Genomic DNA, 17,952 nt, shown 5'->3' with positions numbered 1-17,952 from the left:
GGTTTTTCGCAGCGACCCCAAGGAAGGACTCAAGCGTCCTGCGGGGTGCGGGCTTTTTAAGCGGCGATCGCCTTGATGCGCGCGGTGAGGCGGCTCTTGTGGCGGGCGGCCTTGTTCTTGTGGATCAGGCCACGGGAGCTGAAACGGTCGAGGATCGGCTGAGCGATCTTGAAGGCTTCGTTGGCACCGGCGGCGTCGCCCGCTTCGATGGCCTTGAGCACTTTCTTCACGGCGGTGCGCAGCTGCGAACGTTGGCTGTTGTTGCGCAGGTTGCGCACGACGGCCTGCTTGGCGCGCTTCTTGGCGGACTTGATGTTGGCCACGATGGGATCCTGAAAACTGGTGTAGAGATGGGGTCTGAGAAAAACGAACCGGGCATGCCCGGGAAAAGCAAGCCAACTATTCTGGTGGATTCAGGGACTTGCGTCAAGAACAAGTTTAGGGCAGACGCCCGGGCGGGAGGCTGGCGATGAGCGCCCCCGAACCCTCCGCCGCCGTCCCCGCCCCCCAGCCGCGCAAGTCCGGCCTGTTGCGCTCCACGGCCGTATTCAGCTCCATGACCTTCCTGTCCCGGGTGTCCGGGCTGGTGCGGGACCAGGTCTACGCCGGCAGTTTCGGGGCCAGCCCGGCGATGGACGCCTTCTTCGTCGCTTTCCGCATCCCCAATTTCATGCGCCGGCTGTCGGCCGAGGGCTCGTTCTCGATGGCCTTCGTGCCGGTGCTGGCCGAGTACAAGGCCAAGCACGATCACGCGGCGGTCAAGGAACTGGTCGATCGCGTCACCGGCACCCTGCTGGCGGCCCTGCTGGTGCTGACGGCGGCGGTGGTGCTGGCCGCGCATTGGGTGATGCCGCTGTTCGCGCCGGGATTCGGTGTCGATACGGAGCAGGGGGAGCTCGCGATCCAGATGCTGCGCATCACCTTCCCGTATGCGTTGTTCATTTCGCTGGCCTCGCTGGCCGGCGGCATCCTGAACAGCTATCAGCGTTTCGCGATTCCCGCCCTGTCGCCGGTGCTGCTCAATGTGGCGATGATCGCGGCGGCGCTGGGCGTGGCACCGTTCTTCGATCATTCGGTGCTGGTGCTGGCCTGGGGCGTGTTCGTCGCCGGCATCCTGCAGTTGGTGTTCCAGCTGCCGTCGCTGGCGAAACTGGGCGTGCTGCCGCGTCCGCGCTGGGGCGGGCGGCATCCCGGCGTGCGCAGGGTGATGAAATTGATGGTGCCGACGCTGTTCGGTTCCTCGGTGGCGCAGGTGAATCTGCTGCTCAACACGATGGTGGCTTCGCTGCTGATCGGCGGGAGCGTGACCTGGCTGTACTACACCGACCGGCTGCTGGAATTCCCGCTCGGCATGTTCGGCGTGGCGATCGGCACCGTGATCCTGCCGCATCTGTCCGGGCGCCATGCCGCGACCGATCCGCACGGCTTTTCGAAGGCCCTGGATTGGGGCCTGCGCCTGTGCCTGCTGATCGGCGTGCCGGCCTGCCTCGGGTTGATCCTGTGCGCCGAAGCCCTGACCGCGACGCTGTTCCAGCACGGCAAATTCTCGGTGGAAGACACCGCGATGACCCGCCTCAGCCTGATGGCGCAGTCGACGGCGGTGCCGGCGTTCCTGCTGGTCAAGGTGCTGGCGCCGGCGTTCTATTCGCGGCAGGACACCAAGACGCCGGTGAAGGCGGCGGTGGTGGCGGTGATCGCCAACGTGGTCGCCACACTGCTGTTCCTGGCGGGGGCGCTGTGGTTGACCGACGCGGGTCGTGCGGCGCTGCAGGCGGCGGGCGGGCGGCCGTTCGAGGCGCTGGGCCTGCTGCCGGGCGCGCATGCCTGCCTGGCGCTGGCGATCGCCTTGGCGGGCTGGCTCAACGCGGTGCAACTGTGGTGGTACCTGCGCAGGGCCGCCGTGTACGAGCAGCAGGCCGGCTGGGGACGTTTCCTGCGTCAGCTGACGGTGGCGGCGATCGGCATGACCGCCGTCGTGCTGGGTCTGCTGGCGGTCTGGCAGGACTGGACGGCATGGCCGTGGTGGGAGCGGGTGTGGAAGCTGGCGGTCGTGGTCGGCGGCGGTGCCGTGATCTACGGCGGGCTGCTGTGGCTGCAAGGCATTCGGCCTCGCGACTTGAGGCATTGAGCGGTCGGTAGAGCGTTGACCAAAGCTCCTTCGGGGTTGTTCCCAGAAACTTGGTTGGATCGGCGGCTAGAACTGCCTCCCACGCTATACTTGAAAGTTGCGGTTCGGCCGCAAAATCTTGTCAGGAGTTCATGAGCAGGCTGTTCCGCGACGTCGATGGCGGTCCTTTGTGTCCGCAGGGGAGCGTGGTCTGCATCGGCGCCTTCGACGGCCTTCATTTGGGCCATCGCGCGCTGGTGCGCCACGCCGCTGCGCGCGCGCGCGCGCGTGGCGTGCCGCTGGTGGCGCTGAGTTTCGAGCCGCTGCCGCGCGAATTCTTCGCCACCGCGGGCCATGCGCCACGGCCGCCACGGTTGAGCCTGGCGCGTGCGAAATTCGAGGGACTGAGCGCGCTCGGCGCCGATCTGGTCGGCCTGCTGCGGTTCGATGCGCATCTGGCTTCGATGAGCGCGGAAGCGTTCGTGCGGGAAGTGCTGGCGCGGCGCCTGCAAGCACGTGAGGTGCATGTCGGGCCGGAATTCAGCTTCGGCCATCGCCGCGCGGGTGATCTCGACACCTTGCGGCGCGAAGGCGCGGCGCACGGATTCACCGCCGAGGCGATCGCGCCGGTATCGGTCGACGACGAGCGTGTTTCCAGCACGCGCATCCGGGCGACGCTGCAGGCCGGCGAGTTCGCGACCGCGGCGCGGCTGCTCGGCAAGCCGTACACGATCGGCGGGCGCGTAGTGCGCGGTGAGCGGCTGGGGCGCACGCTCGGGTTTCCCACCGCCAACCTGCGCTTCGGCAACAAGACGCCGGCGCTGTCCGGCATCTACGCCACGCGCGTGCATGGCGTGGGCGAACTGCCGATGACGTCGGTGTCGAGTTTCGGCACGCGGCCGACGGTCGGCGGTGTCGAACCGCTGCTGGAAGCACACTTGTTCGATTTCGACGGCGACCTGTATGGCAAGCACATCGAAGTCGAATTCGTCGCCAAGCTTCGCGACGAAGAAAAATTCCCCGATCTGCCGGCGCTGGTCGCGCAGATGAACCGCGATGCCGCCAGGGCGCGGGAAATACTCTCAGAGGTCACATTCGCGTGAGCGCAGATTCCGCCGACGACACCCAACGCTACAAGGCCACGATCCACCTGCCGGCCACCGATTTCCCGATGCGCGGCGATCTGCCCAAGCGCGAGCCGGAAACGCTGGCGCGCTGGGAGGCGGAGGATCTGTACGCGCGCATCCGTGAGGAAGTGGCCGGACGCGAGAAGAAGTTCGTGCTGCACGACGGTCCGCCATACGCCAACGGCGTGATCCACATCGGCCACGCCGTCAACAAGGTGCTGAAGGACGTGATCGTGAAGTCGAAGCTGCTTTCGGGCTTCGATGCACCCTACGTGCCGGGCTGGGATTGCCACGGCCTGCCGATCGAGCATGCGGTGGAAAAGAAGTTTGGACGCGTCGGCGACAAGCTCGATGCCGCCGCGTTCCGCGTCAAATGCCGCGAATACGCCGCCGAACAGATCGACGGCCAGCGTCGCGATTTCAAGCGCCTGGGCGTGATCGGCGATTGGAACAACCCATACCGCACCATGGATTTCCGCTACGAGGCGGACATCGTGCGTTCGCTGGCGAAGATCGTCGAGCGCGGTCACGTCGTGCGCGGCTTCAAGCCCGTGCATTGGTGCTTCGATTGCCAGTCGGCGCTGGCCGAGGCCGAGATCGAATACGCGGACAAGCAATCGCCGGCGGTCGATATCGCTTATGTGGCGAAGCAGCCGCAGGAGTTGGCCGCGACGTTCGGCGCAGTGCTGCCTGAGGATGTCGAAGTCGCGGTTCCGATCTGGACCACGACGCCGTGGACGCTGCCGGCGAGCATCGCGGTGACGCTCGGCGCTGAACTCGACTACGTGCTGGTCGAAGGCCCCGCGCATGCCGGGCGCCGGCGCTGGCTGGTGCTGGCGGAAGCACTCGTGCAGAAGGCACTGTCGCGTTATGGCGTGGACGAAGTCGTCGTGCACGGTCGTAGCAAAGGCGCGGGACTTGAAGGGAAGTTGTTGCGGCATCCGTTCTACGCCGAACGTGATGTGCCGCTGCTGCTGGGCGAGCATGTCTCGGCCGAGGAGGGTACCGGTGCCGTGCATACCGCGCCCGGCCACGGTCAGGAAGATTTTGTCGTGGGTCAGCGCTACGGTCTGATCGACAAATACACGGCGGCGCAATTGAATCCCGTTGATGGACGCGGCCTGTATCTGCCGTCGACACCGCCGGCCGGCGATGTCGTGCTGGCTGGCCTGCACATCTGGAAAGCCAACGATGTGCTGATCGCGGTGCTGAAGGAGAGTGGCGCGCTGTTGGCGCATTCGGTCATCACCCACAGCTATCCGCACTGCTGGCGCCACAAGACGCCGGTGATCTTCCGCGCCACGCCACAGTGGTTCATTTCGATGGAGCAGGCCAACCTGCGCCGCGACGCGCTCACCGCGATCGACAACGTGGACTGGGTGCCGGACTGGGGCCAGGCGCGCATCCGCGGCATGATCGAATCGCGTCCGGACTGGACGATCTCGCGCCAACGCTTCTGGGGCGTGCCGATCGCCTTGTTCTACGACCGCGAGACCGGCGACATGCATCCGCGTTCGGCGGAACTGATGCGCCAGGTGGCCGATCGCGTCGAGCGCGAGGGCGCCGATGCCTGGTATGCGCTCGATGCCGCGGAGCTGCTGGGCGCCGATGCTGAGCGCTACGAAAAAGTCACCGACATCCTCGATGTCTGGTTCGACTCGGGCGTCAGCCACGCCTGCGTGCTCGAACAACGTCCGCAGGACGGGCTGCACAAGCCGGCCGAACTCTATCTCGAAGGTTCCGATCAGCATCGCGGCTGGTTCCACAGCGCGTTGCTGACCGGCGTGGCGATGGACGGTGTCGCGCCGTACCGGCAGGTGCTCACGCACGGGTTCACCGTCGATGCCGACGGCCGCAAGATGTCGAAGTCGCTGGGCAACATCATCGAGCCGCAGAAGGTGATCGGCGCGATGGGCGCCGACGTGCTGCGTTTGTGGATTCTCGCCACCGACTACCGCAACGAGATGTCGGTGTCGGACGAGATCCTCAAGCGCAGCGGCGACGTCTACCGGCGCCTGCGCAACACCGCGCGCTTCCTGCTCGGCAACTTGAATGGATTCGATCCGGCGGCGCATCTGCGTCCGCTCGACGACATGGTCGCGCTGGATCGCTGGATCGTGCATCGCACCTGGGAGGTGCAGCAGAAGATCGTCGACGCCTACGAGCGTTACGACTTCGCCGAGATCGTGCAGGCATTGTCGAATTTCTGCAGCGTCGATCTCGGCTCACTGTACTTGGACGTTACCAAGGACCGCCTCTACACGATGCCGGAAGATTCGCGTGGCCGGCGCAGCGCGCAGAGCGCGATGTTCCGCATCGCCGAGGCGTTCGTGCGCTGGATCGCGCCGATCCTTTCGTTCACCGCGGACGAGATGTGGCGTCACCTGCCCGGCGCGCGCAAGGACAATGTCCTGTTCGAGACCTGGTACGCAGGCGTCGAGCCGCTGCCCGAGACCGCCGCGCTGTCCGCCAAGGATTTCGACGCGCTGCTCGCGCTGCGCGAGCAGATGACGAAGGTGTTGGAGCCGATGCGTGCCTCCGAGGAGATCGGTGCCGCGTTGCAGGCGGAAATCGCGCTACGTTGTGGCGTTTCCGATCAGAACTGGCTGTCGCCGCTGGTCGATGAACTCCGCTTCTTCTTCATCAGCGGCGATGTCTCGATCGATGCCGACAGCGATGCGCACGGCATCGCCATTGCCGCGACGCCGACCACGAAACCGAAATGCGTGCGTTGCTGGCAGCATCGCGCCGACGTCGGCAGCGTGGCCGCGCATCCGGGATTGTGCGGGCGCTGCGTGTCCAATGTCGAAGGGCCGGGCGAAGACAGGAAATGGTTCTGATGCGTTCTCTTGTCCGAGCAGGGAGGGGCTGAAGCGAAATGTCCAACCGCCCTCATCCCAATGCACTCATCTGGCTGCTGGTCTCGGTGGCGATCATCGCGCTCGACCAGTGGAGCAAGGCCTGGGTGCTGTCCAGCCTGCCCGAGTATCAGCCCATTCCGGTGATCGAAGGCTTCTGGAATTGGTACCGCACCTACAACACCGGTGCCGCCTTCAGCTTCCTTTCGGATGCCGGCGGCTGGCAGAAATATCTGTTCACCGCGCTCGCGGTGGTGATCAGTGGCGTGATCGCGTACTGGCTGGCACGCACGCCACGCCGCGACTGGCGGACGGCCTTGCCGTTCTCGCTGGTCGTGGGTGGCGCGCTCGGCAACGTCGTCGACCGACTGATTCACGGCCACGTCATCGATTTCATCCAGTGGTACTGGCGCGATTTCTACTGGCCGGCCTTCAACATCGCCGACTCGGCCATCGTCGGCGGCGCTGCGGCCATCATTCTGTTCGGACTGTTCCAACGCAAGCCTGCGAGTGACGTCCGTACAGGGGCAGGGGAGTAGACTAGGCGCCATGGACATCGTCCTTGCCAATCCCCGCGGTTTCTGCGCCGGCGTCGACCGCGCGATCGAGATCGTCAAGCGCGCCATCGAAACGCTCGGCGCGCCGATCTACGTACGGCACGAGGTCGTGCACAACCGCTACGTGGTCGACGACCTCAAGCGGCGCGGCGCGATCTTCGTGGAAGAACTCGGCGAAGTGCCCGACGGCGCCACGGTGATCTTCAGCGCGCACGGCGTTTCGCAGGCGGTGCGCGGCGAGGCGGCGCGGCGTGAACTCAAGGTGTTCGACGCGACCTGTCCGCTGGTGACCAAGGTGCACTTCGAGGTGGCGCGCCATTGCCGCGCCGGCCGCGACGTGGTGCTGATCGGCCATGCCGGTCATCCCGAGGTCGAAGGCACGATGGGGCAGTGGGATCGCGAAGGCGGTGCAGGCCGCATCTATCTCGTCGAGGACACCGACGATGTGGCCGCGCTCGTGGTCGGTCAGCCGGAGAATCTGGCCTACACGACGCAGACGACGCTGTCGGTGGACGATACCCGCGGCGTCATCCAGGCCCTGCAGAACAAGTTCCCGGCGATCCAGGGGCCGAAGAACGACGACATCTGCTATGCCACCCAGAATCGCCAGGACGCCGTGCGCGAACTCGCCCAGCAGTGCGATCTGGTGCTGGTGGTCGGCTCGCCCAACAGCTCCAACTCCAACCGCCTGCGCGAGCTGGCCGAGCGCGAGGGTGTGGAGGCCTACCTGATCGACGGGGCCGAGCAGATCGACCCGCGCTGGGTGGAAGGCCGGCGCCACATCGGCGTCACCGCCGGCGCTTCGGCCCCGGAAGTGCTGGTACAGGGCGTGATCGATCGCCTGCGCACGCTCGGAGCAGCTGGGGTGCGGGAGCTGTCCGGAGAGCCGGAAAGCATGGTGTTCGCCCTGCCCAAGGAATTGCGCGTCCAGCTGGTCGATTGACCGGCGGGGCCGTGAAACCTAAAATCCCGCTTTCTCGTGGCCCCGTCCGCGACGCCCGGCTCAGTCGCCGTGGCACATTTCCGCCGGAATAGCTCAGTTGGTAGAGCGGCGCATTCGTAATGCGTAGGTCGTAGGTTCGAATCCTATTTCCGGCACCATCCCATGAACGTCCTCGAAGCGCAGCGCTTCGGATGCTTGCAGAAACCCCGCCAGGTGCGGGGTTTTTGCCGTCTGGAATCCCTCATTGCTCCGACACGAGACACTCGCTACTCGCTAGTCGGGACATTCGTTAATTCATTCAATACACGGCATGGCGGTGGTGGTGATGTGAAACATCAAAGCCGTCACTGAACACCAAGGCGCTGCATGAATGAAAGGGGTGTTATCGAAAACACTCCGTTCAAGGCATGTCCGGTTCGTTGGTGCGCATGCCGAAATTTATCGGGAAAAGGCGTTTGCCGGACAAAAATATTGTAGTAGGGTTGATCGTACCAACGAACAGCTGTGGCATGCATGTCGATGATTCCCCGTTCGATTTCATCTCATTCGTTGCAGTTCAGGCATGAGATGTGGAGATGGTTGTCATTCGCAGGCTTCGCGAATGAGGTGTGTCGATCGAGGCTTGCGGCGGCGCCGCGACTGGGGGCCAGGTAGTCCGGATTTGGGATGCGCTGCGGATTCCCGTATGCGGGGCTGTGGTAACTGGCACTTCATGCGGCAACTGCTTGCTCCCAGGGCAAGACCATGAAAACACCCGCCGGAGAAGATGCCCAAGGTGGCTCGGCAGCGCTTCGCGAGCCGGGGGATTTTCTGTGCCGCATCATCGATCAAGCAGCGATCGGCATGGTGCTTCTCGGGCAGGACGGACGTTGGCGCTACGCGAATCCGGCGTTTCAATCCCTGACGCAATACGGCTGGGAAGAATGCGTGGGCTGGGCGGTCGATGATCTGCTTCATCCCGAGGAACGGGAAACGGTTCGCGATCGATTCGCCGCGCTGCAATCCGATGGGGCGAATGCCTATCGCGCCGAGCATCGCTGCATCCGCAAGGACGGCAGCACGCTGCGTGGACTGCTCACGCTTTCCGCTCTGCAAGATGTGGCTGCGGATTCTCCGTTCCGTTATCTCCTGCAGATCATCGACATCGGCGTGCAGCAGCAGGTCGATGCCGATCTGAAAGAAGCGGAATGGCGCTGGAATCAGGCGCTGCAGGGTTCCCAGCAGGTCGTGTGGGATTTCTACGTTCCCTCGAGCATGGTCTGGGTCTCGCCGCAATGGAAGGAGATGCTCGACCTGCCGACCGACGAGCGGGTGCATCACATCGCCGACTGGCTCGGCAAGATGCATCCCGACGATCGCGAACGCCTGGCGGAAGCGACCGAGCGGGTTCGCGTCAGCGGCAATCCCGATTTCGATTCGACCTATCGTCTCCGGCACTCGGACGGACATTGGATCTGGGTGCTGAGCCGTGGCCGCGTGGTCGAATACGCATCCGATGGTTCCATCCGGCGGATGATCGGAACGATCGTCGACATCAGCCGCCAGAAGGAGATGGAATCGCAGATCACCACCGTGAATGAGCGATTGCAGGTCGCGCTGGAAGCCTCCGGCGCCGGCATCTTCGATGTCAACCTGGTGACGGGGCTGTGCGTGTGGGACGAACGGATGCACGCGCTCTACAACGTTCCAGTGGGCAAGTTCGATGGAACGCGCGAGATGTGGCTCGGCTTTATTCATCCGGATGATCTGTCACGGGTGTTGCGCGAGTACGAGACGAAGGAATCCAGCGCCGCCTTGACGGTCGAGATCGATTTCAGGATCCGGCCCGCCGGAACGACTTCGATCCGGCATGTTCGTTCCTTGACCAAAGTCTTCCGGGATGTCCAAGGCACGCCGGTTCGACTCGTGGGAAAACACTGGGACGTAACCGAGCAGGTCGAACAGACCAAGCAATGGCGCGACACGCTGATCCTGCTGGAAGCCGTGATGAGCGGGACGCCCGATCTGATCTTCGCCAAGGATCATGACGGTCGATATCTGCTCGCCAACAGGTCCGTTGAGAAACTCATGGGGCGGTCGGGGGCGGAGATTGTTGGCAGACACGACACCGAGATATTTCCCCCCGAGATATCGAAGCCGCTGATTGAAAACGATCGCCGAGTCATGCAAAGCGGCGAGCCATACACGATCGAGGAAGTCGCGGTCATGGATGGCGTGTTGCGCATTTATTCTTCGACCAAGGCACCGCGCAGGAACGAGCGTGGTGAGATCATCGGTACGATTGGAATTTCGCGCGATGTGACCGACGTGAAGGCGGCACAAGCGGCGCTGCGTCAAAGCGAATTGCGCTGGCAGTTCGCGCTCGACGGCTCCGGTGACGGCATCTGGGACTGGGACACGCGGACCGGATACGTGTTCTATTCCCGTCAATGGAAGGCGATGCTGGGCTACGAAGAGGACGAGATCGGTTCGACCGTGAGCGAATGGTCCGAACGCGTGCATCCGGACGATCTTCCACGCTGCTGGACGATCATCAATGATCACTTCGATCGCGGCACTCCCGATTTCACCCTGGAACATCGCATGCGCGCGAAGGACGGCACATGGCGCTGGATCTACGACCGCGGCAAGGCGATCGAGCGTGCGGAGGATGGCCGGCCGTTGCGCGTCATCGGAACGCATACCGACATCACGGCCCTGAAGGAAGGCGAGAGCGCGATCTTCGAGGAAAAAGAGCGGTTGCGGATCACGCTGCACTCGATCGGCGACAGCGTGATCACCACGGATGCCCAGGCACGGATCACCTTCATGAACCCGGTCGCCGAGCGGATGACGGGCTGGTCGGCGTCCGAAGTCATCGGACGGCCGTTGCCCGAGGTGTTCCGCCTGGTCGACGACGCGGGGAACACCATTCCGGATCCGGTCGAAACCTGCTTGCGGCAAATGCGTCCGTTCCATCTCGACAGCGACGCCATCCTGCTCGGCCGCACCGGAGAGCGGCGTCACGTGCGCGATTCGGCGGCGCCGGTGCGCACGGCCGCAGGCGAGATCGTCGGCGCCGTGCTCGTGTTCCAGGACGTGACCAAGGCGCGGACCTTGCAGCAGGCGCTCGAGCACTCCGCCAGCCATGACAGCCTCACGGGGCTGCCCAATCGCGCCGCGTTCGAACGCGAACTACGCGAGGCGAACCGGCAACCAGGACGTGAACACACGCTTTGCTTCATCGATCTCGACCGCTTCAAGATCGTCAACGACGATGCCGGGCATGCCGCCGGTGACGCATTGCTGCGCGAGGTCGCCAACCTGCTGCGCAGAGGCTGCCGCTCCCAGGATCTGGCCGCCCGCCTCGGTGGCGACGAGTTCGCGCTGCTGTTGCGCGACTGCGCGATCGGCGATGGAGAAAGGATCGCCACGCAGCTATTGCGCGACATCGGTCGTTTGCAATTCGCATGGAACGAGGTGTCCTATCGTATCGGCGCCAGCATCGGACTGACGATCGTCGGCCGTGAGGCGCTGCGACCGGATGAGCTGATGGATCAGGCCGATATCGCCTGCTATCGAGCCAAAGCCGCTGGCCGCAATCAGATCGCGATCTATGGAGACGACGACGCGCTGACGCAGCAGCATCGCGAAACCCGGATCGCGACCAGCATCCGGAATGCCATCGAGGCTGGACGTTTCCAGCTTTTCGCCCAGCAGGCCCTGGACTTGAGGGCAGGGAAGCGAGCCCGTCACTTCGAAATCCTGCTGCGCATGTTGGACGACGAGGGCGGGATCGTGGAGCCGGCCGTCTTCATTCCCGCGTCGGAGCGCTACGATCTGATGGGGACCCTGGACCGCTGGGTGGTTCGCACGACACTCCGGAACTATGGGCCTCGTTTGTGCGCGATCGAGGATCTGTCGATCGCGATCAATCTCTCGGGCAATTCGATCAGCGATCCGTTTTTCTGGCCGTTCCTGCAAGAGGAACTTGCCGCTTCCGGGCTGGCGCCGGAACGACTGCATCTCGAGATCGCCGATGCCACGATCATCAACAATCTTTCGGCGGCGCGGCGCTTCGTGCCCAGCGTGCGCGCGGCCGGATGCCGCGTCATTCTCGATGATTTCGGCACAGGGACCAGCCCCTTCACCTATCTGCGGCAGTTTCGAGTCGACGGCTTGAAGATCGACGGCAGGCTCATCAGCGAAATGACGGGCAGCGAGATCGATCGCGCGATCGTCGAATCGATCAATACGATCGGGCATCGTCTCGGCGCGATCACCATCGCCGAGCAAGTCGAGGATGAAGCGACTCTGGCGCTGGTTCGCGCGATGGGGATCGATCAGGCGCAGGGGTTTGCCATCGCTCGTCCGGAGCGGCTTGACAATTTGCTCTGATATGTGGGCCGATTGTCGCTAGTCGTAAGTGCTCGCTAAGACGAGATATTCATGTAAAAGTTTCGTTGGAAACCTGTCCTGGTGATGCGATCAATCGGACTGGCTTTGTCATGTGGTCGTCCGATAGCGGTCATCGAATGACGTGTCAACAGCTCAAGGTCGATTGCAAAAAAGCGAGCGTGCCGACCTTGAATCACGATCGCGTTTCCCTGAATAACAGTTCTATCACGAATATAAACGATAGTGTCGTTGTGCTCATTGTCAGGCTTCAGGACGAGTGCATGTGTGATGCGCGAGAGTAGAAAAAGCGCAGCAGTTGCAGTGAAATCGAACGCTGCATGTAATTTTTTTCGATCTCTTCCTTTCATTTTTGATCTTCATTCTTGCGCGTGACCGATGCGTGGATACATCGGGATCGTGTACAAACTTCTAGGCAGTTTCACTTCGCGTGTGATGCATATCACGGCACTGAACGAAATTCATATCGTTCAAGAAACTGTCTTGACGCTTTCATATCCTCACTTTTACATTTCGTGCTGCGATCAAGGTGGGTGATCGCAGTCTGATCGCTTCATGCGGTCCAAGCGCGCTCACCAGGATGGGTGTGTCGCATGTCTTCACCCATCGGAGCCTTCCGAAGAAACTGGAAAGCGAAGAGGCTCGCGTGTTCACCAAGATCCTTATGGTTTGTGTCGGCAACATATGCCGCAGTCCCACTGCGGAAGTTCTCTTGCGCCACCGCGTTGGCAGCAAGGTCATTCGCGTCGAATCCGCCGGTCTGGCCGCGTTGAGCGGCAGACCGATCGATCCGGTCGCCCGTGAAATCCTCGAAAGCCAGGGGTTGTCGGCGAACGGGCATGTCGCCCGGCAGCTCGACGCCTCGCTGATCGATGCCTCCGATCTGGTGCTGGCGATGGAAGGCCGCCATGTGCGTGCCATCCATCGCATCGCGCCGCATGCGCGAGGCAAGACCTTCCTGCTCGGCAAATGGCAGGACGATGCGCCGATTCCGGATCCGTATCAGCAGGACCGTGCTGTGTTCGAGCATACCTACCGCATGATCGATACCGCGGTGGAAAGCTGGCGCACCTATCTTTGAAACTCAGGGGATACCGGATGCAATACCGGATGAAACAGGGCTCGTAGATGCCGATGAAACCATCGCTGCCAGGCAGGCAGGACGCCAGCGAAGAGATCGATCTCGCTTCATTGCTGGGCACGTTGATCGACCACAAATGGTTGATCGCGACCGTCACGGGGATCTGCTTCGTCCTCAGCTTGGCCTATGCATTGTTGAGCTCGCCGGTCTATCAGGCGACCGCGATGATCCAGGTCGAGCCGAAGACACCGACGCTTCCGGGCCTGGATGATGTCTCGCAGATGCTCACCGAGTCCGCGCCGCAGGCGGTGACCGAGATCGCGTTGTTGACCTCGCGTTCCGTGATCGGCGAGGCCGTTGACGAATTGAATCTGGACATCGACGTGCATCCGCGCCGGTTTCCGCTGATCGGCGGCTTCATCGCGCGGCATGCCGCCGGCGGAGCAGGGCCGGCACCGGCATGGCTGGGCATGAACAGCTATGGATGGGGGGGCGAGCGGTTGATCATCGACACGCTGGAAGTGCCTGGCGCCCTGGTCGGAACGCCGCTGCGTTTCGAGGCCGGGGAATCCGGTGCGTACCAGCTTTACGACGATGACGACAATCTGCTGGCGAAGGGCCACGTCGGCGAGACCATCCGCAACGGTGCGGTGAAGATCCACGTCACGAAGATGCAGGCGAACCCGGGCACCGAGTTCGACGTCGTGCGGCAACGGCAGCTGGCGACCATCGCCGCCGTGCAGAACAACATCACCGCCAGCGAGAACGCCAAGGACTCGGGCATCATTCTATTGAGCTATGAGCTGCGCGATCCGGACATGGCCACCGCCACGCTCGCCACGATCAGCAAGCAGTACATCCGCCAGAACATCGAACGCAATTCGGCCGAGGCCGCGAACAGCCTGCGCTTCGTCAAGGAGCAGCTGCCCAAGGTGCGCGCCGAGCTGGAGAAGGCCGAGGGTGCGCTCAACGCGTACCAGAGCAAGGCGCACTCCGTCGACATCGGCCTGGAGACCAAGGCGATCCTGGATCAGATCGTGGCCATCGATACGACCCTGTCGCAGCTCAGGATGCAGCAGGCCGAGGTCGAACGCCGCTACACGTCGCAGCATCCGGCCTATCGCGCGCTGATGAAGCAGATCGGCGGGCTCGAAGCCAAGCGGCAAACGCTGACCGACAAGACCAGCGATCTGCCGCAGACCCAGCAGGAACTGCTGCGCCTTACCCGCGACGTCCAGGTCAGCACCCAGACCTATACCGGGCTGCTCAATCAGGAGCAGCAGCTGGACATCGCGCGCGCCGGCACGGTCGGCAATGCCTACATCATCGATCCGGCGGTCGTCGACGTGACGCAGCCCGTGCGGCCGAACAAGCTGAGGATCATCGTGATCGGCACCTTCCTCGGCGCGTTCCTGGTCGTCGCCTGGGTGTTCCTGAAGCAGATGCTCAACCGTGGCGTCGAGGACGTGCAGGCGATCGAGCAGTCCGGTCTGCCGGTTTACGCCTCTATTCCGATGAGCCCCTACCAGCGTGACCATGAAAGCGTCAGCCGGCAGCGCATGGGCAACGGCAAGCCGTATCTGTTGGCCATCGATGCGCCCAACGATCTCGCCATCGAAGCGCTGCGCAGCCTGCGCACCAGCCTGCACTTCGCCATGCTCGAGGCCAAGAACAATGTGCTGATGATCTGCGGCGCGAGCCCGGGCGCCGGCAAGACGTTCGTGTCCACCAACCTCGCGGTGATCATCGCCCAGACCGGCCAGCGCGTGTTGCTGATCGACGGCGATCTGCGCCGCGGCATGCTGCATCGGATCATGGGCCACGACAATGCGCATGGTCTGTCGGAGCTGCTGGTCGGGAAGGTCGAGCTCGACAAGGCCATTCATCGTTGGCCGTCGCTGGAAGGTGTGCATTTCATCTCGCGCGGACCGGCGCCGCCGAACCCTTCCGAGCTGCTGATGCACCAGAACTTCAAGGCACTGATGAAGACCGTCTCGGAGCAGTACGACCTCGTGATCATCGACACACCGCCAATCCTGGCGGTGACCGACGCCGCGATCATCGGGCATCAGGCCGGGACCAGCCTGCTGGTGGCGAGGTTCGGCGTGAACAGGTTGAAGGAGCTCGCGCTCGCCAAGCAGCGTCTCGTACAGAACGGTGTCGAGTTGAAGGGTGCGATCTTCAATGCAGTGGAGCGGCGTTCTGATAGCTATTACGCATATGGATATGAATATGCGTCGAGCAAGGCGGATGCCTAGCAAAATGCGCGCCTTTCATTCGCGCGTGATGTTGATGTGAAAGAGGAGGCTTCGATATGAATCGACTAGAGAACGCTCACAAATTTTTATGCACTTATCTCCAGATTCGAAACGTGTGTATTGCGTAGACATGCACCTGTAATTTGAACTGATCATCGTACGTTCGCGTGGCCTGTTTCGACAGGTTGCGAAGTGCGCTTATCCGGTCGGCCACAGGGGGAGACCGGTCACCACATCGTTTCATTTATCCAAGGCTGTTCCCCCACATGGCCAGGTCCGACATACAACTCGCGATCGCGATGGCGATTGCTCTCGCTGCAACGTCTCTAGCAATCTGGAAGATGCATCCGTTGGCGGCCCGGCTCGGGCTCGTCGACAAGCCGAATGCCAGGAAACGCCATCACGGCCATGTGCCCGTGATCGGCGGGCTGTGCTTCTTCGCCGGCATGATCGCCGGGCTCCTCTATCTCGGCATACCGGATCGCTTCACGGTCTGCCTGCTCGCCAGCACCGGATTGATCGTGCTGGTCGGTGCGATCGACGACGCGCGGGACCTGAGCGCGCGCTCCCGCCTGGTGGTGCAGGTGGCGGCGGCCGCGATCATGATCGTGGGCAGCGGTGTCTACGTGCGCGATCTCGGCGACCTGTTCGGGACCGGCAACATCCATCTGGGTCTCCTCGGCATTCCGTTCACGCTGTTCCTGGCCGTGGGCTTCATCAACGCCTTCAACATGCTCGACGGCATCGATGGTCTGGCCGGCAGTCTTGGGCTCGCCGCCATCCTCGGGTTGCTCATGTTCACGCAGGGGCCGTCGACCGATGTCTCCGCGCTGCTGGTCGTGCTGTCGATGGCGCTGCTGCCGTTCCTCTTCGTGAACCTCGGCGGCTGGCGTTCCCGGAAGATCTTCATGGGCGATGCGGGCAGCATGCTGATCGGGCATGTGCTGGCCTGGAGCCTGGTCTATTTCAGCCAGTCGCCGATCGCGCAGATCCGGCCAGTGGAAGCGCTGTGGTGCGTCGCGCTGCCGGTGCTCGATTTCCTCGCGGTGGTCTATCGGCGCCTGCGCAGGCGGCAATCGATCCTCAAACCGGATCGGCAGCACGTGCATCACATCCTGATCGACGCCGGCCGCACGCCGCGCGAATCGTTGGCGATCATCGTGGCGGCCGCGCTGGTGATCACGGCCTTCGGCTATTCGCTGCGAGGCCTGCCGGTGGTGGTGAATCTGCTGGCGTTCGTCGGATTGCTGCTGCTGTACTCGATGGTGTCCTGGCGCGCCTGGGTGCGCGTCGCGCCGGCTGTCGCCGATGCCGTCGTTCGTCCGGCGGGGCAGGTGCTGTCCGTCGCATCGCCGCTACAGCTGCGTGAGCAGGACGGTCGCGTCACGCCGGTACCGCTGACCGATCGTGCATCGTCTCATGCGCGCAGCAGCGTGCCGAGCGCACGCACGGTCAAGACGCTGTGCGTGTTCGGCACGCGGCCGGAGGCGATCAAGATGGCGCCACTCGCGCTGCAGCTCGCGAACGATCCGCGTTTCGATGCGCGCGTCTGCGTCACGGGCCAACATCGCCAGATGCTGGATCAGGTGCTCGAGCTGTTCGGTGTGCGTCCGGAGTACGACCTGGACATCATGAAGCAGGGGCAGGACCTGACCGACATCACCACGGCGATCCTGAGCGGCATGCGCCGCGTGCTCAAGGAGTTCAAGCCGGACGTGGTGCTGGTGCACGGCGACACGTCCACCACGCTGGCCGCGACGCTGGCGGCCTACTATCAGCAGATCCCGGTGGCGCATGTCGAGGCCGGTTTGCGCACTGGTAATCTCTATTCGCCGTGGCCGGAGGAGGCGAACCGCAAGCTGACGGGCGCGCTCGCGGCATTGCATTTCGCGCCGACGCGGCAGTCGGGTGCGAACCTGATCGCCGAGGGCATTCCGGAGGAACGCATCGCGGTGACCGGCAACACGGTCATCGATGCGCTGCAGCAGGTCGTTGCCCGCATCGACAACGATCCGGCATTGCGGGAATCGCTTGCGGCGCATTTCCCGTACCTGTCGCGGGATAGACGGATTGTCCTGGTGACGGGGCATCGCCGCGAGAGCTTCGGTGGCGGCTTCGAACGCATCTGCCATGCGCTGCGTGAGACCGCGCAACGCCATCCCGATGTCGACATCGTCTATCCGGTGCATCTGAACCCACAAGTGCGCGAGCCGGTGAACCGCATCCTGCACGGCATCTCGAACATCTATCTGGTCGAGCCGCTGGAATACCTCTCGTTCGTCTATCTGATGAACGAGTCCTACCTGATCCTCACCGATTCGGGCGGAATCCAGGAGGAGGCGCCTTCGCTGGGCAAGCCGGTGCTGGTCATGCGCGACACCACCGAGCGCCCGGAGGCGGTGGAGGCCGGCTCCGTGCGGCTCGTGGGCACCGATCAGACGTCGATCAGTTCGGGCATCAGCCTGCTGCTCGACGATCGCAGTGCGTACGACGCGATGAGCTTCGCGCACAACCCTTACGGAGACGGCATGGCCTGCGAACGCATTGTCGATGCCCTGGCAGCGTTGCACTCGCGCGAATCGCTGCTCGCCGCCTGAGCGAATCCCACAAATGCGGGCTCCAAAAA

General features: G+C 63.3%; 10 protein-coding genes, 1 tRNA gene and 1 pseudogene. 10 read left to right on the top strand and 2 right to left on the bottom strand.

Annotation, left to right across the window (positions count from 1 at the left end):
* Window positions 1–56: 56 nt before the first annotated feature.
* Window positions 57–323, bottom strand: a complete 267-nt coding sequence (gene rpsT, locus LG367_RS14400) for a 30S ribosomal protein S20 (RefSeq protein WP_226469958.1) — start codon at window positions 321–323, stop codon at window positions 57–59.
* 146 nt (window positions 324–469) lie between these two features.
* Between rpsT and murJ the strand changes: the two genes are divergently transcribed.
* The 7 genes and pseudogenes from murJ (at window position 470) to LG367_RS14365 (ending at window position 11,969) form a co-directional block, all read left to right on the top strand.
* Window positions 470–2,128, top strand: a complete 1,659-nt coding sequence (gene murJ, locus LG367_RS14395; protein ID WP_226469957.1) for a murein biosynthesis integral membrane protein MurJ — start codon at window positions 470–472, stop codon at window positions 2,126–2,128.
* 131 nt (window positions 2,129–2,259) lie between these two features.
* A pseudogene (locus LG367_RS14390) lies at window positions 2,260–3,192 on the top strand (bifunctional riboflavin kinase/FAD synthetase); the annotation flags it as partial.
* Window positions 3,193–3,278: 86 nt separating this feature from the next.
* A complete protein-coding gene (gene ileS / locus LG367_RS14385; protein WP_226470046.1) occupies window positions 3,279–6,074 on the top strand; it encodes an isoleucine--tRNA ligase in 2,796 nt (931 codons plus the stop codon).
* 38 nt (window positions 6,075–6,112) lie between these two features.
* Window positions 6,113–6,631, top strand: coding sequence for a signal peptidase II (gene lspA, locus LG367_RS14380; RefSeq protein ID WP_226469955.1), 519 nt, complete (start codon window positions 6,113–6,115; stop codon window positions 6,629–6,631).
* 10 nt (window positions 6,632–6,641) lie between these two features.
* Window positions 6,642–7,592: a 4-hydroxy-3-methylbut-2-enyl diphosphate reductase gene (gene ispH, locus LG367_RS14375; protein WP_226469954.1), complete on the top strand. Its 951-nt coding sequence runs from the start codon at window positions 6,642–6,644 to the stop codon at window positions 7,590–7,592.
* A gap of 82 nt (window positions 7,593–7,674) precedes the next feature.
* Window positions 7,675–7,750 (top strand) — tRNA-Thr (locus LG367_RS14370).
* Between the two features lie 586 nt (window positions 7,751–8,336).
* The gene (locus tag LG367_RS14365) at window positions 8,337–11,969 is read left to right on the top strand and encodes a bifunctional diguanylate cyclase/phosphodiesterase (protein WP_226469953.1); all 3,633 of its coding nucleotides are present in this window, start codon (window positions 8,337–8,339) and stop codon (window positions 11,967–11,969) included.
* Window positions 11,970–12,004: 35 nt separating this feature from the next.
* Here the strand turns inward: LG367_RS14365 and LG367_RS14360 are convergent, their stop codons facing one another.
* Complete coding sequence (locus tag LG367_RS14360) at window positions 12,005–12,337, bottom strand: hypothetical protein (protein WP_226469952.1); 333 nt, start codon at window positions 12,335–12,337, stop codon at window positions 12,005–12,007.
* Window positions 12,338–12,651: 314 nt separating this feature from the next.
* On the opposite strand from LG367_RS14360, the gene LG367_RS14355 reads away from it, so the two are divergent.
* The 3 genes from LG367_RS14355 to wecB all read left to right on the top strand — a co-directional run bounded on the left by LG367_RS14355 (window position 12,652) and on the right by wecB (window position 17,923).
* Complete coding sequence (locus LG367_RS14355) at window positions 12,652–13,068, top strand: low molecular weight protein-tyrosine-phosphatase (RefSeq protein WP_226470045.1); 417 nt, start codon at window positions 12,652–12,654, stop codon at window positions 13,066–13,068.
* A gap of 53 nt (window positions 13,069–13,121) precedes the next feature.
* Entirely contained in the window at window positions 13,122–15,326 is a 2,205-nt protein-coding gene (locus LG367_RS14350; RefSeq protein ID WP_226469951.1) for a polysaccharide biosynthesis tyrosine autokinase, read from the top strand.
* 341 nt (window positions 15,327–15,667) lie between these two features.
* Entirely contained in the window at window positions 15,668–17,923 is a 2,256-nt protein-coding gene (wecB, locus tag LG367_RS18655) for a non-hydrolyzing UDP-N-acetylglucosamine 2-epimerase (protein WP_319004029.1), read from the top strand.
* The last annotated feature ends 29 nt before the right edge of the window (window positions 17,924–17,952 follow it).

This window comes from Luteimonas panaciterrae (assembly GCF_020511115.1).
GTDB lineage: Bacteria > Pseudomonadota > Gammaproteobacteria > Xanthomonadales > Xanthomonadaceae > Luteimonas > Luteimonas panaciterrae.
Note: the sequence above shows the minus strand (reverse complement) of the source record. Positions and strands in the feature narration are given on the sequence as shown.